The following is a 17947-nucleotide window of genomic DNA, read 5'->3' as shown; positions in this document are numbered from 1 at the left end:
TAGGTTTTTTTGATGTATCAGCAAGCATCTTTAAGGAAAATGTGCTAGTCAGTTATGTTTCCTCCGAGGAAATACATGCGAAACGAAAGGAGATTCTGGAAAGCAACAGGGGAAGCAATGCACTGCGGGATATGGTGGCCGAAACTCAGAGTACAGATAACCCGGTGCTGATTTTTTACCGATTGAAGGCTGACTATTGATTATTTTAATGCTTGTTTGAGAGACTGATTTATTTAACTTGCATAGGGTAATGCAATTGTTTTTAGGCCTATTGTTTGTTATAGTTCTAAGGAAATCGGAAGAAGGGACGAAACGATGAATTTTCCATAAAATGTAAAGAAGCGAGCGATGTAAAGGGTTTTAAGTGAGTTCTTTTATCCATGTATAGATACTCTACCGATGTTAAAAATTTCTTTTACATATTCTGGAGTTGTTTGGGTTATTTTAGCTCTTATTGGGTTGTCTGTCTGTGTATTTTTGCCATTTTTTCATTTTTATAATATATTTCCGGTTGTTCAACTTGGTCAAACGTTGTTTTTGCAGGTATTGATTGGCTTGTTTTTTTTAGTGCTTTCTTTGTTGGGATCGAAGGGGATATGTATTTCTAGCCAAATGAATATTATTGATTTGCTACTTTTTTGTATCTTTAACTACATATTTTTGAACAGTTTTGTTTTGCAAACCAATGTTGTCGTTTCTTCTCGAATGTACGATCTTGTAGGGTTAGGTTTTTTCTATAGTTTTATAAGAATAGTTGGTTTTTCATTTGATCGCTGGATGATTTTTATTTTTTTTGGGGGGCTGATTCAGTCAATATATGGGCAACTACAATTACATGGAGTATACCCATCTTTAAACTTAGATTTTCTTATTACCGGTAGTTTTTTTAATCCAGGGCCATATGCTGGTTATCTCTCTGCAATTTTTCCGGTATCTTTTGGGTTTTTTCTTTTTTCAGATTTTTGGAAGATTAGCAATAGTTTACGGTTTTGGACTTTTCTTAGGTGTCTTTCGTTAGTGACTGGTTTAGGTATTCTTTTAATACTTCCTGTTACTGCTTCACGAGCAGCCGGTTTAGCCGTAGCTTCGTCGGTTGGATTTCTTTATTTTCACCACTTTCGGTTGCGCGAAAAGGTAACGAGTTTGCTGTGTACCCGGTTTAAAAGGATAGCGGGAGTTTCGATGATTGTTTTTTTCATTCTAAGCGTTATGATTAGTGTTTATTTGCTAAGGAGCAATTCTGTAGATGGACGAATGTTGATCTGGAAAGTTTCATCGACGCGTATTTTAGATAACCCGTGGATAGGTACCGGTCTTGACGGTTTTCAGGTAGTCTATATGGACGCCCAGGCTTCTTGGTTTCGCAATTTTCCAGGTGATCCGGCCATTCAGCTCGCCGATGATGTGGCCTTTGCCTATAATGAAGGCATACAACTGTTAGTTGAGCAAGGATTTTTTGGTTTTTTGCTAGGAGTTATATTGCTTTTTGTTGTTTTTCAGATTAACGGAAGCGGAGCATGCCCGGAGATTTGGTTGGCTCAGGCTGGTTTATTGTCAATTGTAGTTTTTGGTATGTTCTCGTATCCTTCACATATATTGCCTATTAAAGTTTGCGGTGTATTATATCTTGCGATTTTGGGACGGCATAGTAAGAAAATGATCGAACATCGTCGATCATTCCCCTTCAAAGTGCCAAGTATGGCGGTAAGAATTTTTACATTGATCCTTACAATCGGAATACTTTGGAATGTCGTAAGATTACACCAGGGGAGTAAAGATTGGAAGATGGCCTTTGCCTATTATCAAATAGGCGCTTTTCGTTCATCCCTACCTTGGTTCGCAAAAGCATTTCACATTTTTTCCCGGGATGGGCGGTTTCTAGTTAATTATGGTAAAGCACTTTCGTCGTTTGGTGACCACAAAAGAGCGATAGAGGTCTTAGGAGAAGCAAAAAAATATATCGGGAATTCTGTTTTATACATTACATTGGGTGAAAGCTACATGGCTTTAGGCATGTATGATCAAGCAGAGGAAGCCTACCAACTTGCTGCTGATATGCTACCCGATCGATTTTATCCCAAGTATCTTTTGGCTAGATTTTATTATGCGATAGGAGATATGGACTCAATGGAACCTATTGCGAGGTATTTGATCGGCAAGGAACCCAAAGTTTCCTCGGATGCTGTGGATGAAATAAAGCGTGAAATGGAAGTTCTTTTAGGAGAAAATGCCAGTACTTGGGGAGATATTGATCCAGATCTATAGTAATTGAATGAGCTCGCTCGGTTTTAAGTCGAGAGTGCAAAACTTCAGTATAAGATGATATGCGCAAAAATAAAAATGAAGGATTTGTTAATTATAATTTATTTTACTGTACGTAAGGCTTCAATTAGAGATCAAATTATTTATATATGAAAACAGCTAATCTAATTTTAATTATTCTTATGGTTCTTTGCTTGCTTTCATTTGCTATTAGATATGGAAGGGATGTGTTTTTACTAGGTAATATGGCCGCATATCCCAAAGAGGTAAGGCAGGCTTTGAGAATGTCGGGTGACAATATTATAGAGTTGGAGATGGTAATCGCTAATTATAGTAGTTTTGCCGATAGCCTCAAATTAAAGGCATTTTGGTTTTTACTAGAAAATATGCCCGGTAAGTATTCGATTGCAAGTAGTGAAGCAGATAGATTTGATAAATTTTTCTTAGAGGTACAGCGGTTCAGGAAATCAGAGGAATTTTTGAAAGACAAGAATCATCCAAAGAACCTCGCCTATATACATAGAATGTGGAGTAATGTGTATGCAGGACTTAGAGGGTATTCAAAAGATCATTTTATCGTAGAGCCGGATCTTTTACACATCAAAGCAAGTTTTTTAATCGAAAGTATTGACTATGCCTTTAAAGCATGGGAACTGCCTTGGTGCAGACATCTGAACTTTCAGGAATTTTGCGAGTATATTTTGCCTTACAGGCTCAGAGATGAAAGACTTGAATCCTGGAGGAAAGAGATTTTTGAAAGGCATCGATCACTTATCGATTCCTTAGTTTCTTTGCATATCATAGATCCTATATCAGTTGCTCAGGTAGTGCACAAAAAAATAGGATCAGACTGGATGTATAGTGATTGGATAGGAGGATATCCCATAGCGTTGACGGCTGACAACTTATGGCAAGCAAAGATTGGAAATTGTACCCAGCAGACTTATTTTGGTGTTTTTGTGTTAAGAGCCCTCGGAGTTCCGAGCTGTCATGAACAAATAATTAACTATGGCAATCGGAGTTTAGGCCATGATTTCGTGGGAGTGATAGGTAGAAATGATGAGGTAATTGACCTTGATTTTGGAGATACTTTAGGTGGGGTAATTGACTATAAAATTTGGGAAGGATATAGAGTCCCTAAAGTTTACCGAGATGTTTTTTCAAATTCTGAGGCGAGTTTGTCCCAGTTGGAGGAACCTTTTTTTAACCTCCGTAAGAAAGATGTTACTGCAAAGTATGTCCCCGTAGGTAGATTGGAGTTGCGACCCAGATCCATCCCTAGAGGGGTTAAACATATCTATTTGTGTGTTTTTGATAATAGTGATTGGAAGCCAGTTGACGTGTCTGAGATTGTTGACGGGTCGGCTGTTTTTTTGGATGTGGGAGCAGGGGTGCTTTATATGCCTATGTATTATGGGCAGCAAGGATTATTGCCGGCATACGATCCCGTTATTTTAGATTCTGAAAAAATGGTAAACACAATAGATGTTAAAGCTGAGGAAATCAATATGGTTCTCAAACGTAAATTTTTTAAAAGAACTATTTTTAATCAAATTTCGGGAATGAGAGGGAGTTTTCAAGGGTCAAATAGGGTAGATTTTAGTGAAGTTGTCGATTTATACACCATAGATGATAGTTTGGAATTGTATCCTAAATATGTGGATCTGGATGATATGCCCTCGTTCAGGTACATTAGGTATTCATTTTCTGGAGGATTGAACGGGTATCTGGCAAATTTTGAAGCGATAGGTGAGTTTGGGGAAAAGCTTGATGGAGAGATCATTTTGGATGCTCGATTAGCGGGAAATGAAACGATAAAAAATGTTTTTGATGCGGATGTATTAAGTTACGCAGCGATAGATATAGATCGAGAAAATTTTTGGTATGGTCTTGATTTGAGGAGTCAAGTAAAGTTAAAGGGGATTTCCTTTTGTCCCCGTACCGATAAAAATGACATATGGCCAGGTCTTCGCTATGAATTATTTTATTGGAATGATAAATGGAATTCTCTTGGTATAAAGCTGGCGGATACAAACGAGCTAACCTTTAGCTCACCGATGTCTGGAGGATTGTTTCTGCTACGCTGTTTGGACGAAGGGCAGGAAGAAAGGATTTTTACCTATCAGAATGATAGTCAAATATGGTGGTGATTTTTTTTTCAATGATGTTTAAAATCAATAAAAACCATAAGTATTTGTCGCATAGCAAATGACTTATTTACAATTCCCCTGCAATTAGATGTGGAGAATACTCCATATACACAAATTAGCAGGTGTCTATTCTCTTTCTTTTTTCCTAACTTTGTACCTCGAATAGTAAGCAGCCATGATACACGTGTGTAGGAAAGAGCATTTCAATGCTGCCCATAAGTTATGGAACCCGAATTGGTCTGAGGAAAAAAACACAGAAGTGTTCGGACCCTGTGCGAATGCGAATTGGCATGGGCATAATTTTGAGCTGATCGTTACGGTGAAGGGAAAGCCCGACCCGGAGACGGGGTTTGTAGTGGACCTCAAGAAACTCAGTACGTTGATTCGACAGGAAATCATTGCCAAGGTAGACCATAAAAACCTCAACTTGGATGTTCCCTTTATGGAAGGCAAGATGGCCAGTTGCGAAAACCTGGTGATCGAGTTCTGGAAGATATTGGAGCCCAAGGTAGCTGCTTTGGTGAAGGAGGGAGGCTTATACAAACTGACGCTTTACGAGACTCCCCGGAATTTTGTAGAGTACTTCGGGGAGTGATTTTTACCTAAACCAGATGAGCATTGAAATACTACCTCATCGCCGGAGAACGGTCCGGTGACCTGCACGCAGCCAATCTGATGGCTGAACTTAAAAGGCTGGATCCAAATGCCCAGTTTCGGGGCATGGGTGGTGACTATATGATCGGTCAGGGCCTGCAACTTGCTGCGCACTACGATGCCGTTGCGGTAATGGGGTTTTTGGAGGTGGTGTTGGGTTTTCGCAAGGTAATGAAGCAGCTTTCCCTGGTCAAGCGAGACCTTGTTGCCTTTGCGCCCGATGCAGTTGTACTGGTGGATTTCGCAGGTTTTAATATGCGGATAGCCCGTTTTGCGAGGGCATATGGGTTTCCAGTGCATTATTACATTGTTCCCAAAGTCTGGGCCTGGAACCAAAAGCGGGCACTGACATTGAAAAAATATTGTCATCGGCTCTACGCCATACTCCCTTTTGAACCTGCCTTTTTCGAGAGATTTGGGTTGGAGGTTCCCTATGTAGGCAATCCCCTTAGGGATGAGTTGGAGAAATTTGTTCCTGACAGGAGTTTTTTGACCACGCATAATTTGGGAGGGAAGCCCATAGTTGCGCTTCTTCCCGGAAGTAGAAAGCAGGAGGTCGTTGCCATGCTTGACACCATGATCGGGCTAGTGAGAGAACACAGGCAGTGGGACTTTGTAATAGCAGGCGTGCGTAATCTACCAGCGGAGGTGTACGCGCAGGCAAGGGAGGAGGGAATTATGGTTGTTTTTGACCAAACCTATGATCTGCTCTCCGCTGCACACGGTGCCGTGGTTACGTCTGGCACGGCTACGCTGGAGACTGCTCTATTCAACGTCCCACAGGTGGTAGTTTATCGGACTAGCACGTTCACCTATGCCCTAGCCAAAAACCTGATGAAGGTTCCCTACATTTCCCTTGTAAACCTGATCGCTGACAAAGAAGTCGTTAGAGAGCTGATCCAGCATGAGTACACTAGGCAGCACCTGGGCAGCGAACTAAAAATGCTGATGGAAGAAGGAGAGGGAAGGGAGCAGATATTGAAAGGGTATACGCTGATCCAGGGCAAGTTGGGTACAAAAAAAGCCTCGCGGGAAACCGCAAGGCTAATTTATCAGGAGTTGGCATAAGCTATCATGCCACCTGGAGTTTTTTGAATTTGGATTTGTCAAACTGGGATTTTGCGTAATCCAAATCTATCACCAGTTCTTTGATCGTATCGTCAGAGGGCAGCTCAAACATAGCGTCCGTGATGATGGCTTCACAAATAGACCGTAGGCCTCTGGCGCCTAGGTTGAATTCCACCGCCTTATCCACAATAAAATCTATGCCCGAGTCTTCAAACGACAGTTTGACATTTTCCATATCCATCAACTTTATGTACTGTTTGGTCAGTGCGTTTTTCGGCTCGGTCAGGATTTTTTTGAGCGTGGCCCTATCCAATGGATCCAAATGGGTAAGCACGGGAAGCCTGCCGATCAATTCGGGAATCAGTCCAAAGGACTTCAGGTCTTGGGCCGTCACGTACTGCAGCAGGTTGTTGCGGTCTACAAACTCTGTCTCTGCTTTCTTGCTGAATCCCATCGGTTGGGTATTCAACCGGTTGGCGATATGTCGACTAATGCCGTCAAAGGCGCCCCCACAGATAAAGAGGATGTTTTCGGTATTCACCGCAATCATCTTTTGATCCGGGTGTTTCCTGCCTCCCTGCGGAGGTACGTTTACGACCGTTCCCTCAAGTAGTTTTAACAAGGCTTGCTGAACACCTTCTCCGCTCACATCTCGGGTGATGGATGGGTTGTCCGACTTCCGGGCTATCTTGTCCAATTCATCTATGTAGACGATACCCCGCTCAGCGGCCTCTACATTGTAATCCGCCGCCTGTAGAAGCCTGGTGAGGATACTTTCTACATCTTCCCCTACGTAACCCGCTTCGGTGAGTACGGTGGCATCGGCAATGCAAAAAGGAACCTCCAGGATTTTGGCAAGGGTTTTTGCCAAGTAGGTTTTTCCGGTACCGGTATCCCCGACCATGATGATATTGGACTTTTCGATCTTTACTTCATCCTCTCCGAAGTCCTTCTGGCTTAGTCGCTTGTAGTGGTTATAGACGGCTACCGTTAGCACTTTCTTTGCCTCCTGTTGACCGATCACATACTGATCCAGGTAGCTATTCAGTTCCTTGGGTTTTCTAAGCTTGAATTTCGGCTTTTTTGCCTGCTTTTTTGTGCGGTCTTCTTCTCCCAAAATCTGGTAGGCCTGCTCTATGCAGTAGTTGCATATATGGGCAGAAATACCCGAAACCATCAGGTCTACATCTTTTTTATTCCTCCCACAAAAGGAACACGTTGTTTGCGCCATTATTTACTGTTTACTTTTTCGGGTCAGCACCTCGTCTACCAGCCCATACTCTTTTGCCTGATCTGCCCTCATCCAGTAATCCCGGTCAGAATCCCGTTCGATCACCTCGATAGGCTGCCCGCTGTGCACGGATAGGATCTCGTATAGTTCGTTTCTCAATTCCAAAATCTGCTTCACGGTAATCTCCATGTCCTTTGACTGTCCCTGCATACCACCGGAAGGTTGGTGGATCATGATCCTGGAATGTGGCAAGGCGGACCGTTTTCCGGCAGCTCCTCCCGCCAGCAATACCGCCCCCATGGAAGCGGCCAAACCGGTACAAATGGTGCCCACATCGGGTGTGATATACTGCATGGTGTCATAGATGCCCAATCCGGCATATACCGATCCGCCCGGGCTGTTGATGTACAGCAACACGTCTTTTTTGGAATCGACCGATTCCAAAAACAGCAGCTGTGCGGTGATGATATTGGCAATGTGGTCATCCACGCCGGTACCCAGAAAGATGATCCGATCCATAATCAATCGAGAGAACACGTCGATTTCACGGAAATTTGTCGGTCTTTCCTCGATTACTGCACGGGTCATGTTCTCAACAAATTGCGTATATTGGTCAAATGCCATGCCGTTTACGCCTTTGTGCTTGACGGCAAAATCTCTCAATTCTTGTTTGTTCAGCATATTGTATCTTGTATGATCTTTACAAAAATAAAAAAAGCCCTTAAAAAAGGACTTTTTATTTAACATTTAATTCGCTGAATTAGTTTTCGAGAAGTTCATTGAACTTTTCGACGGTGATGATTTCCTCTTCCAGCTGGGCTTTTTCCTTGATGAACGCCACTACTTTGTCGTTTTGAACGGAGGTGATCATTTGCATGTAATTTTGGCCCTCGTTGCCTTGCAGGTAATTGTTCACAAACAGATCCATATTGCTTTCCATCTGTGCGCCCAGACCGGAGGAAGCCAGTTGTTGACGGATCATCGCTTTCGTCTTCTCGATCACATCCTCATGTTCTGCCTTGATGCCGTTCTCTTCAGCGATCTTGTTTGAAACCAACGACCAAACAAGTTGCCTCGCATAGGCAGGATATTCCTTTTCGATATCAGACTCGGTAAGTTTTTCGCCATTGGCTTTCAGCAGCCACTCTTTCAAAAAGGACTCCGGTAGGTCAATGTTGGCATGCTCGATCAGCAGTTTTTTGATCTCCTCTTCTGCATATACCTGCATTTCCCGGTTGTAATTTTCGGCGAGGATTTCCTTCACTTTTTCCAGAAATTCTTCCTCCGATTTTACCTGATCCACGCCAAATAACTTGTCGAACAACTCTTGGTTGAGTTCCGCCTCCTCGGTTCGGTTGATGTTTTGGACCGTGAAGGTAAAGTCACCCGAAAGATTCTTGGCTTCTTCCTCTGAAATATTCAACAGGTCAGCTGCTTCTTCTTTGAGTACGTTGGCAGGATCCAGTTCAATAACGGCACCTTTTTCCACCCCGATGAACTTCGGCACCGCTTCGCTGTCGATTTTTGATAGGGGCAGGGAGAGTGTCTTTTCAAAAGACCCATCGGCCGATTTTAGGTCACCATACAAGAAGTCATTTTCCGCGCTGACCTCTGGATTGGTCATTTTTCCGTACTGACGCTTGATATTGGTGATGGCATCCGAAAGTTCTTTTTCGGATACTTCCACTTTGTAATCTTTTACCTCCTTGGCGACATCTAGGTCTACGGTAACGGTTTCTACAAAACCGATCTTATAGCTGAAGTCAAAATCTTTTTGTTTTTTCCAATCGATCTCCTTGCCATCTTCCAGCACCGGCAGCGGGTCTCCCAATACCTTGAATTCCTGCTTTTTGATAAAATCCCCCAGCGTGGAGGATAGTATTTGGTTTATTTCTTCCACCAACACGGAAGTTCCGTACAGATTCTTTACCATTCCGAACGGGGCCTTTCCAGGCCGGAATCCCTTGATATTGGCTTTTTTCACGTAATCCTTGATCTTAGCATCAACTTTTGGTTGATAATCTGCCTCATTTAGTGTAATTTTAATTAAGGCTTCATTGGCAGCGTGCTTGTCTAATGTAATTTCCAATGGGATGTGATTTAAAGTTGCAGATAACAAAAACCCTCAATCTTTACCATCACGTTTTCGTAATCGTCTAGATCGAGGGAGTTAAAGTGTGCGGATGGAGGGACTCGAACCCCCATGCCTCGCGGCGCTAGATCCTAAGTCTAGTGCGTCTACCAATTTCGCCACATCCGCATAAGAACAGTGAGAAGCCAACTACCATGTAATTCGGATGTCAGATCCTTCTCAAACATTTCTCAATTTTCAACAACGGAACGCCGTTTTTGTGCTTTTGATCAATGTGGATGCAAATGTACAAATGAAAATTTAAGATTCAAGGGGGTGTCTAAAAAATGTATAAAATTATTGAAGCCAAATCCGGTTTGGGATGCATAAATGTGTAATTTAGTTGTATGATTAAGGTAGACTTAGAGGAGGAACGGAAGGAAATTCTCAAACGATATAGGCGGATTTTGAGGGTTGCCAAGCCCCTGTTGAAGGACAACGACGCCAAACTGATTAAAAAAGCGTTCAACATTTCCAACGAGGCGCACAAGGATATGCGTAGGAAGTCCGGCGAGCCGTACATCTACCATCCGTTGGAAGTAGCCCTAATTTGTGTCGAGGAGATCGGTTTGGGTACGACGAGCATCATTGCCGCTCTTCTGCATGATGTGGTAGAAGATACCGAGTTGGAGCTGGAGGACATCGAGCGGGAGTTTGGGCATAAGGTGGCTTCGATCATCGATGGCCTCACAAAGATTTCGGGAGTCTTCGAGTATGGCACATCGCAGCAGGCAGAGAATTTTCGGAAGATGCTGATCACCCTTTCGGACGACGTCCGGGTGATACTTATCAAGCTTGCCGACCGGCTGAACAATATGAGGACGCTCGAAAGTATGCCCAGGCATAAACAGTTGAAGATCGCCTCAGAAACCAAGTACCTCTATGCACCGCTATCCCATCGCTTGGGGTTATATAGCATCAAGACGGAGTTGGAGGACCTGTACCTTAAGTTCACGGATAAGGAAACCTACGAATTTATAGTCAACAAAATCAAAGAAACCCGGGTATCCCGGAACAAGTTTATCAAGACCTTTGTGGCGCCAATTGAGATGGAGCTAAAGCAGCAGAACTTCAGTTTCGTCATAAAGGGTAGGCCTAAATCTATTTTTTCGATCTATAATAAGATGAAGAGTCAGAACATCCCCTTTGAGGAGGTCTATGATCTTTTTGCCATCCGAATAATCCTCGATACGGAGCTTGAGAATGAGAAGGCGGATTGTTGGCAGGTATACTCGGTGGTAACGGATTTTTACCGACCCAATCCGGATAGGCTTCGGGATTGGATCAGCACGCCTCGGGCGAATGGATACGAGTCCCTGCATACCACCGTAATGAGCCAGACCGGGCAATGGGTGGAGGTGCAGATACGGACACAACGGATGGACGACATCGCCGAAAGGGGGTATGCTGCGCATTGGAAATATAAGGAGAAGGAAAACTCGCCAGAGAAAGGGGCCGTCGGATTGGACGATTGGATCACGCAGGTTCGGACAGTGCTGGAAAACAACGATGGGTCTGCCATTGAGTTTATGGATGACTTTCGGGGCAACCTGTTCAGCGATGAAGTTTTTGTATTTACTCCCAAAGGGGATTTGAAAGTGCTTCCCTTTGGGGCTACCGCCTTGGATTTTGCCTTTGAGATCCACTCGGAAGTAGGCAGCTCCTGTATCGGTGCCAAAGTAAACCAAAAGTTGGTACCCATCGGGCATGTGCTCAAGAATGGGGATCAAGTAGAGATTCTCACTTCGAAGCGTCAGCGACCCAAAGAGGATTGGCTCAAGCACGTAATGACTTCGCGGGCACGTGCCAAGATAAAGGATGCGCTAAAAGAAGAGAAGAAGCAATTTATACTAGACGGCAAGGAGATCGTTCAGCGAAAGCTAAAACAGATGAAAATGGAGTTTTCTTCCGTTGTGGTGGAGCAGCTTCGGGCATTTTTCGAGACCAAAACCACTACTGAGTTCTACTATAAAGTTGGAAAGGGGGTCATTGACCCGACTTCCATCAAAGCCTTTAAGGACTTTAAGCTGGACAAAAAGGACAAAAAGGGGTCCATGAGTAAGATTACCGACGAGTCCTCTTTTACGAAAGAGCTAAAAAGCCTGAAAGGTCCTGAGCATGATCAGTTGCTGATAGGGGAGGATATGGATGTGGTCGATTATATTTTGGCCAAATGCTGCAACCCTATTCCCGGGGATGACGTCTTCGGTTTTGTAACGGTAAACGAGGGGATTAAAATTCACCGAACCTCCTGCCCCAACGCCCTGGAGTTGCTTTCCAACCATGGCAACCGGGTGATTAAGGCACGCTGGACCAGTCAGCAAGAGATTGCCTTCTTGGCAGGACTGAAAATTGTAGGCACGGACAGGGTCGGGTTGATCAGTGATTTGACGAAGGTAATATCCAACGAGCTAAAAGTGAACATGCGGTCGATTACCGTTGATTCGGACAGCGGCATTTTCGAAGGTACCATAAAGCTCTACGTGCATAGCACAAGCCACCTTGACAAGCTGATTAACAACCTTTCGAAGGTAAGTGGAGTATTAAAGGTGACCCGTTTCGATTAAGCACCGCTTACTGTGCATTGTCGAATTGAGCTGTATATTTGTAAAAAAGATTCCCGCCGATGGCATTAAACGAAAGTCTGTTCGAAAAGGTAAAAAAGATATTTACCGCCTACCTGGAAAACAAGAAGCTGAGGAAAACCCCGGAACGGTATGCTATCTTGGAAGAGATCTATGGTCGGAGCGGGCATTTTGATGTAGAGTCGCTTTACATCAGCATGAAAAACAAAAATTACCGGGTAAGTAGGGCTACGGTATACAATACCTTGGATCTGCTGGTGGAATGCGACCTGGTGACCAAACACCAGTTTGGCAAAAACCTCGCACAGTATGAGAAGTCCTATGGATACAAGCAGCACGATCACCTGATCTGCACAGAATGCCATCAGGTAAAGGAGTTTTGCGATCCCCGGATCCAAAACATTCAAAACACAGTTGGGGAGGTTCTGAATTTCACGATCATCCACCACTCGCTGATTTTGTATGGTAATTGCATGGACGAAGCATGTGAATTCAAACCAAAACAACCAGCCAAATAGACCTTTGCCTTTTTACCAAATATAAACCTCAATCCATAAGATCTTTTAAAGAAAAGCCATGAACGTGAATGTTGAAAGCCGTTTAGAAAACAACAATTTTATCCTACAGTTGGCGGGTGACCTTATCGGTGACGATTCCGGTCTAAAATTGATGGGGTTAGTCTCCGATGCGGTAGAGGAAGGGGCCAAAAACTGTGTGATTGACCTCAGTAAAGTAAGGTATATCAGTTCGAGCGGGATCGGCGTTTTGATCACCATACTCACCAAGATGCGTAACGTGGGGGGAGAGGTGTTTTTGAGTGCGCCCTCGGAACATGTCAAAAAGCTGCTGATCATAACGAAGCTCAACAATATATTTACCGTATACGATTCCCTAGAGGAAGCACTCTCCCAAATCGGATAGGACGGTCTTTGTCAAATTCCTTTCGAAAAACCTCGTCACTTGTTTTTTTTTGACGTAATTGCGGGTCTTTCAAAAAAATCATTACACAACTTAGGGAATCAAGCTTATTTATAATGAAAATGGACGTTCTTTTAGGCCTACAGTGGGGCGATGAAGGAAAGGGCAAAGTAGTTGACTACTTGGCTCCTAAATATCATATGGTTGCGAGGTTTCAGGGCGGTCCAAATGCTGGGCATACATTGGAATTTGATGGGATCAAGCATGTTCTGCATCAGATCCCGAGCGGTATTTTTCGAAATAGCCTCAAAAATATCATCGGAAATGGCGTAGTCCTAGACCCTGTGATATTAAAGAAAGAGATTGAAGGGCTTAAGAAGTTCAATATTGACTTTTCAAAGAACCTGTTCGTTTCAAAAAAGGCGACTATAATCGTTCCTACGCATAAGTTGCTGGATGCAGCGTACGAAAAAGCGAAAGGGGATAAAAAGATAGGATCCACCCTCAAGGGGATCGGGCCTACCTACCAAGATAAAATTGGGCGCGTTGCCCTGCGGGTGGGGGATATGCTGTCACCAGATTTCAGGGAGAGGTACGACGTATTGGTAGAACGGCACCTGTCCATCCTTACCTATTATGCCTACGACACGTCAGAGCTCGCAGCGTTGGAGAACGTTTTTTTCGAAGCCATCGAGTTTTTCAAATCGCTCAACCTAGTAGAGAGTGAGTTTGAGGTAAATGCCGCACTGGATGCAGGAAGCAGAATTCTGGCAGAAGGAGCCCAGGGATCGTTGTTGGATATCGATTTCGGAAGTTACCCCTTTGTAACCAGCAGCAATACCATGACCTCCGGAGCCTGCAGCGGATTGGGTGTAGCTCCTTCCCGGATCGGTGAGGTTTTTGGTATTTTCAAGGCATACTGTACCCGGGTAGGAAGTGGTCCGTTTCCCACGGAGCTGTTTGATGCGGATGGAGAGTCCATGCGCAGAGAAGGCAACGAGTTTGGTTCCACTACCGGGCGCCCAAGAAGGTGCGGCTGGCTGGATCTTCCAGCGCTCAAGTACAGCATCATGATCAATGGGGTCACCCAACTCTTTATGATGAAAGCGGATGTATTGAATATCTTTGAAGAGATAAAGGTATGTACGCATTATCGGTTGGCCGATGGTTCGGTAATCGACCGGTATTCATTTGATTCGGATTCTACAGAGGTAGAGCCTGTTTACAAAACCATGAAGGGCTGGCATACCAGCTTGGCGGCGGTTGCTTCCTATGCGGAGTTTCCCGAGGAGCTGAAAGCGTATGTCACCTTCTTGGAGGAAGAGCTTGGTGTGCCCATTAAGATGGTTTCCGTAGGCCCCGACCGAAAGCAGACGATCATTCGATAACCATTCGTTGTCTGAAAAAAGGCTTCCCTTAACATAAAGTGGAAGCCTTTTTTGTTTTATGACTTATTTGCCTAACTTGAAGGGCCTTTGGGGGAGCGTTTCTGCCAATTGGTGTACCACAATGATTTTCCCGATTAAACCTTGAAGCTTCAGGTTCATTTGTTAGGCTACCTGTGGGTAGTACTTATTTTATTTAAGGTTACGTTTGTCCACGGACAGGCGGGTTTTCCCTATTGTGAGTCCTTTCAATCCACTTCCCTTCGCAATGAAACTCTACTGGGTGGCAACGCCCGGCTCGCTGGAGGCGTTTTGCAGCTTACCCAGGCAGTTGAAAATCAAAATGGCTACGTTTACATAGATATTCCATTTTCGGCATCCTTTGGCATCAAGGCCAGTTTCGAGTATTTTATGCATGGAGGAAACGGTGCCGATGGAATGACCATGTTTCTCTTCAATGCTGCAACCAATGCATTCAGTCCCGGTGCCTTTGGAGGTTCCTTGGGCTATGCGCAGGGTACGGCCAGGGGAGGATTGTCCGGTGCCTACATGGGGATTGGACTGGATTTATGGGGAAATTTCGGGAATCAGGCAGAGGGGAAAGTTGGTGGTTTTCCAGGTGCGCCTGGTCAGCTGCATCCCAATTCGGTGGTGGTTCGTGGCCCCGCTTCAAATGGCTATGCTTTTGTGGCAGGGCGGAAGGTTGGACAGGGAGGAGATCTTGCCCCTGCGGATCAGTTCAGTATTGCCTCCGGAGCTGGTCGGGTGACCAACCCCAATGCGGTCGGGTACAGACAGGTGTTTATAGAATTAAAGCCAGCCACAGGAGGCACAGGGTTTTTGTTGACCATGGAGATGCAGGTAACGACCGTGGCGGGATCTCCCAGAATGGTGACCCTGTTCGAAGATTTTGCCTACCCGTATGCTCCTCCACCAAATCTCAAGATTGGGTTTACCGCATCCACAGGTGGATTTACCAATTTTCACGAAATCAGGAATCTATTGGTAGAGGTAGCTGCGGAGGATGATCTGCAGGTTCCCCAAGCGACGGACATTTCAGGCCTTCTTGGATGCGCGGGACAAGCGAGTTCCCACTCCATTGGCGATGAAGATGTTTTCCTTCCCAACGAAAACTCAACGATTCAATGTGTCCGTCTTTACCGTAGCCTCCAGGATATACCGGACGAAGAAGACGACCTATGCAGCGAGGGCGTATGTGGTCAACGCCATACCGTGGTGGAGGTTTCGGAGGGAGTCATTCAGGTAGATGGTAAGGGTACTGGCTTTGTATTTTTACCGTTCGAAGGTACCGAGGGTAGGGGAGTGGAGATTTATTATACGGTTACGGACAACTATGGCAAGACGTCGGAACCCAAGCGTCTTTTGTTTGAAATTCAGGGCGTTCCACCGCCCGTGGAAATTTTGGTTGATGGACTGCCCTTGGATGCTTGGAGTATTTGTCCCGGCGAGGAGGTTACCCTCTCCGCAATCGGTGCAGAAGACTACGTTTCATTCGAATGGTATCGTTTCGGAGAATCGGTGGCTAGTTCGGGTTCGAACGAGTTTGTCGTAAAACGCGCCGGCGAGTACGAAGTATGGGCTTACAATGCGTTGGGTTGTCCTGCCAAGTCTAGCACCATCATCGTGGATCAGCCTCCTTTTCCTTCACTGACAATCGAATCCCCCATAGTGGCCTGCCATCCAGAGGCTTCGGTAGATATAAGGGAATATATTGCTGACTATGACCAAGAATCCTATGACTATAGGGTCGTCTCGGCGGATGGAGTAGTGTTTGTAAACGAAGAAATGTTTGCTAGGTACACGGCAGGGGTCTATTTGGTATCAGTTAAACAGAAGGGCACCTCCTGTTGGTCTGAGGGACTTGAGTTTTGGATACGGGTAGTACAAAGGCCCGTGGATGCGGCCTTTGAATATGGTATCGACGGAACGGATCGGATAGCGGACGACGATGGGTTTGTACTGACAATGGAACCCATTTGGTTTAGGGACCGGTCTACAGGTGCCATATCGGGATGGAGTTGGGATTTTGGGGACGGTAATACCAGTAGATTAAGAAATCCGGTGCATGTATATGGACAAAAAGGGGATTTTTTGGTTACATTAACCATCCGAAGTGAGGGCGACTGCGAATCGGTAGCCCAGATGAATATCACTATCCATAGATCCTATCGAATCATGTTTCCTACAGGCTTCACACCAACCAGTGCCCAAAACACCCATTTCCGGCCCAAGACGAAAGGCATTGCCCGCATGGAGCTGTTGGTATTCAATGTGTGGGGTGAGCTTCTTTTCCGGTCGGAAGACCTGAATACAGACGGTTGGGATGGGAATGTGAAGGGAAAGGATGCGCCACCCGGCACCTACGTTTACAGGGCAAATTTTGTAGCGGAGGATGGGGAGGAAATTGTGCGAACCGGTAAATTCTTGATGGTACGATGAGGACGTGGATGTATGTATTTTTCCTTGTCATCCAGTTCCCTGGCCTATTGCGGGGGCAGGATATGCAGTTCTCTCAGTTTTACGCAGCACCCTTGTATCTTAACCCGGCATTTACGGGCAGTACGGAATGGACCCGGGTAGGATTAAACTTCAGGAACCAATGGCCCAGCCTGGATCATTCATTTTATACCATGTCGGCCTATTTTGATCACTATATCGATCATCGAAACAGCGGCATTGGTGTGATCGCAAACGCCACGAGGGATAGTTTTTCCGATCTTCAAAATGCGGAGGTAGGAGTTTTGTATTCGTACCGGCTTAAACTGGGAGAAAGCAGTTTCTTGCATATGGGGGCACAGGCGAGTTTTGTCAACCGGTATGTGAATGTAGAGCAGATCATATTGGGAACCCAGTTGAATATTGACCGAGGAGCGATCGATTACGAAGCGGCGTCTTGGGTAAACGACGACAGCCAACGCAGTCACGGAGATGTGAATGTGGGCATGTATTATTACGATTCCAGGTTTTGGTTGGGGATAGCCGCCCACCACCTCACCCAGCCCTACATTTCTTTTATGGAGATTGATATGAACCGACTGCCGATTCGCTACTCGATTCATGGGGGATACAAAATTCCCCTTCGTGACGGGATGATTCGTGAGTACCTTAACAACATTGAGCAGGAGAGGAGCCTTTCGTTTGCGTTTAACTACAAAAGACAGGGTGTTTTTGATCAACTGGACGTGGGGGCGGAGTTTTATTTCCAGCCGGTTATTTTAGGGTTCTGGTACCGGGGACTCCCAACCAAAAATGCGCTCCCCAATAACGAAGCGATTGTTGCATTGCTTGGTTTTTCCCTGCCGAATGACCTTGACATTGGCTACAGCTACGATTTTACGATATCCAAACTGGGGTTGCGAAATGCTGGTGGGGCACATGAGTTGTCCATTCGGTACACGTTTTTGAATTACAAGTTGGGGAAGAAGCGTGATCGCGTTATTCCAGGTTTCAAGTATTGAATTTTTTTGATCTGATCATCAGAGGATTCAGGTTTTATTTGATAAAAACTTGGTATTCTTTCTTGCGTTGGCGGAAAAATTGTT

At 44.9% G+C, this 17947-nt stretch carries 14 protein-coding genes and 1 tRNA gene; 11 read left to right on the top strand and 4 right to left on the bottom strand.

Annotation, left to right across the window (positions count from 1 at the left end; genetic code table 11):
- The 5 genes from ADIS_RS23105 to lpxB all read left to right on the top strand — a co-directional run.
- A partial coding sequence (locus ADIS_RS23105; protein WP_035804325.1) for a hypothetical protein occupies window positions 1-200 on the top strand: 200 nt, incomplete at its 5' end.
- 199 nt (window positions 201-399) lie between these two features.
- Entirely contained in the window at window positions 400-2265 is a 1866-nt protein-coding gene (locus ADIS_RS01860) for an O-antigen ligase family protein (protein ID WP_010852568.1), read from the top strand.
- A gap of 146 nt (window positions 2266-2411) precedes the next feature.
- The gene (locus tag ADIS_RS01855) at window positions 2412-4412 is read left to right on the top strand and encodes a hypothetical protein (RefSeq protein WP_010852567.1); all 2001 of its coding nucleotides are present in this window, start codon (window positions 2412-2414) and stop codon (window positions 4410-4412) included.
- A gap of 175 nt (window positions 4413-4587) precedes the next feature.
- Complete coding sequence (locus tag ADIS_RS01850; protein WP_035804320.1) at window positions 4588-5007, top strand: 6-pyruvoyl trahydropterin synthase family protein; 420 nt, start codon at window positions 4588-4590, stop codon at window positions 5005-5007.
- A 23-nt stretch (window positions 5008-5030) separates the two neighbouring features.
- Complete coding sequence (lpxB, locus tag ADIS_RS01845; protein ID WP_010852565.1) at window positions 5031-6134, top strand: lipid-A-disaccharide synthase; 1104 nt, start codon at window positions 5031-5033, stop codon at window positions 6132-6134.
- Window positions 6135-6138: 4 nt separating this feature from the next.
- Here the strand turns inward: lpxB and clpX are convergent, their stop codons facing one another.
- The 4 genes from clpX to ADIS_RS01825 all read right to left on the bottom strand — a co-directional run bounded on the left by clpX (window position 6139) and on the right by ADIS_RS01825 (window position 9625).
- Window positions 6139-7365 carry an ATP-dependent Clp protease ATP-binding subunit ClpX gene (gene clpX, locus ADIS_RS01840; protein WP_010852564.1) on the bottom strand — a complete coding sequence of 409 codons (1227 nt, stop codon included), beginning with the start codon at window positions 7363-7365 and terminating at the stop codon, window positions 6139-6141.
- A 3-nt stretch (window positions 7366-7368) separates the two neighbouring features.
- Window positions 7369-8046 (bottom strand): ClpP family protease, encoded by a 678-nt coding sequence (locus tag ADIS_RS01835; RefSeq protein ID WP_035804327.1) that lies wholly within the window; start codon window positions 8044-8046, stop codon window positions 7369-7371.
- A 79-nt stretch (window positions 8047-8125) separates the two neighbouring features.
- Window positions 8126-9454, bottom strand: coding sequence for a trigger factor (locus ADIS_RS01830; protein ID WP_010852562.1), 1329 nt, complete (start codon window positions 9452-9454; stop codon window positions 8126-8128).
- 89 nt (window positions 9455-9543) lie between these two features.
- Window positions 9544-9625 (bottom strand) — tRNA-Leu (locus tag ADIS_RS01825).
- A 218-nt stretch (window positions 9626-9843) separates the two neighbouring features.
- Here ADIS_RS01825 and ADIS_RS01820 point away from each other — a divergent pair.
- From ADIS_RS01820 to ADIS_RS01795, 6 genes are all read left to right on the top strand, one after another.
- On the top strand, window positions 9844-12063 hold the full coding sequence (locus ADIS_RS01820) for a RelA/SpoT family protein (RefSeq protein WP_010852561.1): 2220 nt from the start codon (window positions 9844-9846) through the stop codon (window positions 12061-12063).
- A 59-nt stretch (window positions 12064-12122) separates the two neighbouring features.
- Complete coding sequence (locus ADIS_RS01815) at window positions 12123-12599, top strand: Fur family transcriptional regulator (RefSeq protein ID WP_010852560.1); 477 nt, start codon at window positions 12123-12125, stop codon at window positions 12597-12599.
- A 58-nt stretch (window positions 12600-12657) separates the two neighbouring features.
- On the top strand, window positions 12658-13002 hold the full coding sequence (locus ADIS_RS01810) for an STAS domain-containing protein (RefSeq protein WP_035804318.1): 345 nt from the start codon (window positions 12658-12660) through the stop codon (window positions 13000-13002).
- Between the two features lie 113 nt (window positions 13003-13115).
- Entirely contained in the window at window positions 13116-14387 is a 1272-nt protein-coding gene (locus tag ADIS_RS01805) for an adenylosuccinate synthase (protein WP_010852558.1), read from the top strand.
- A 141-nt stretch (window positions 14388-14528) separates the two neighbouring features.
- Window positions 14529-16844, top strand: a complete 2316-nt coding sequence (locus tag ADIS_RS01800; protein WP_010852557.1) for a PKD domain-containing protein — start codon at window positions 14529-14531, stop codon at window positions 16842-16844.
- A complete protein-coding gene (locus ADIS_RS01795; RefSeq protein WP_155907024.1) occupies window positions 16841-17863 on the top strand; it encodes a PorP/SprF family type IX secretion system membrane protein in 1023 nt (340 codons plus the stop codon). Before ADIS_RS01800 ends, ADIS_RS01795 begins: the two co-directional genes overlap by 4 nt.
- The last annotated feature ends 84 nt before the right edge of the window (window positions 17864-17947 follow it).

The organism is Lunatimonas lonarensis, assembly GCF_000390185.1.
Classification (GTDB): Bacteria; Bacteroidota; Bacteroidia; order Cytophagales; family Cyclobacteriaceae; genus Lunatimonas; species Lunatimonas lonarensis.
This window is presented reverse-complemented; position numbering and strand designations above follow the sequence as displayed.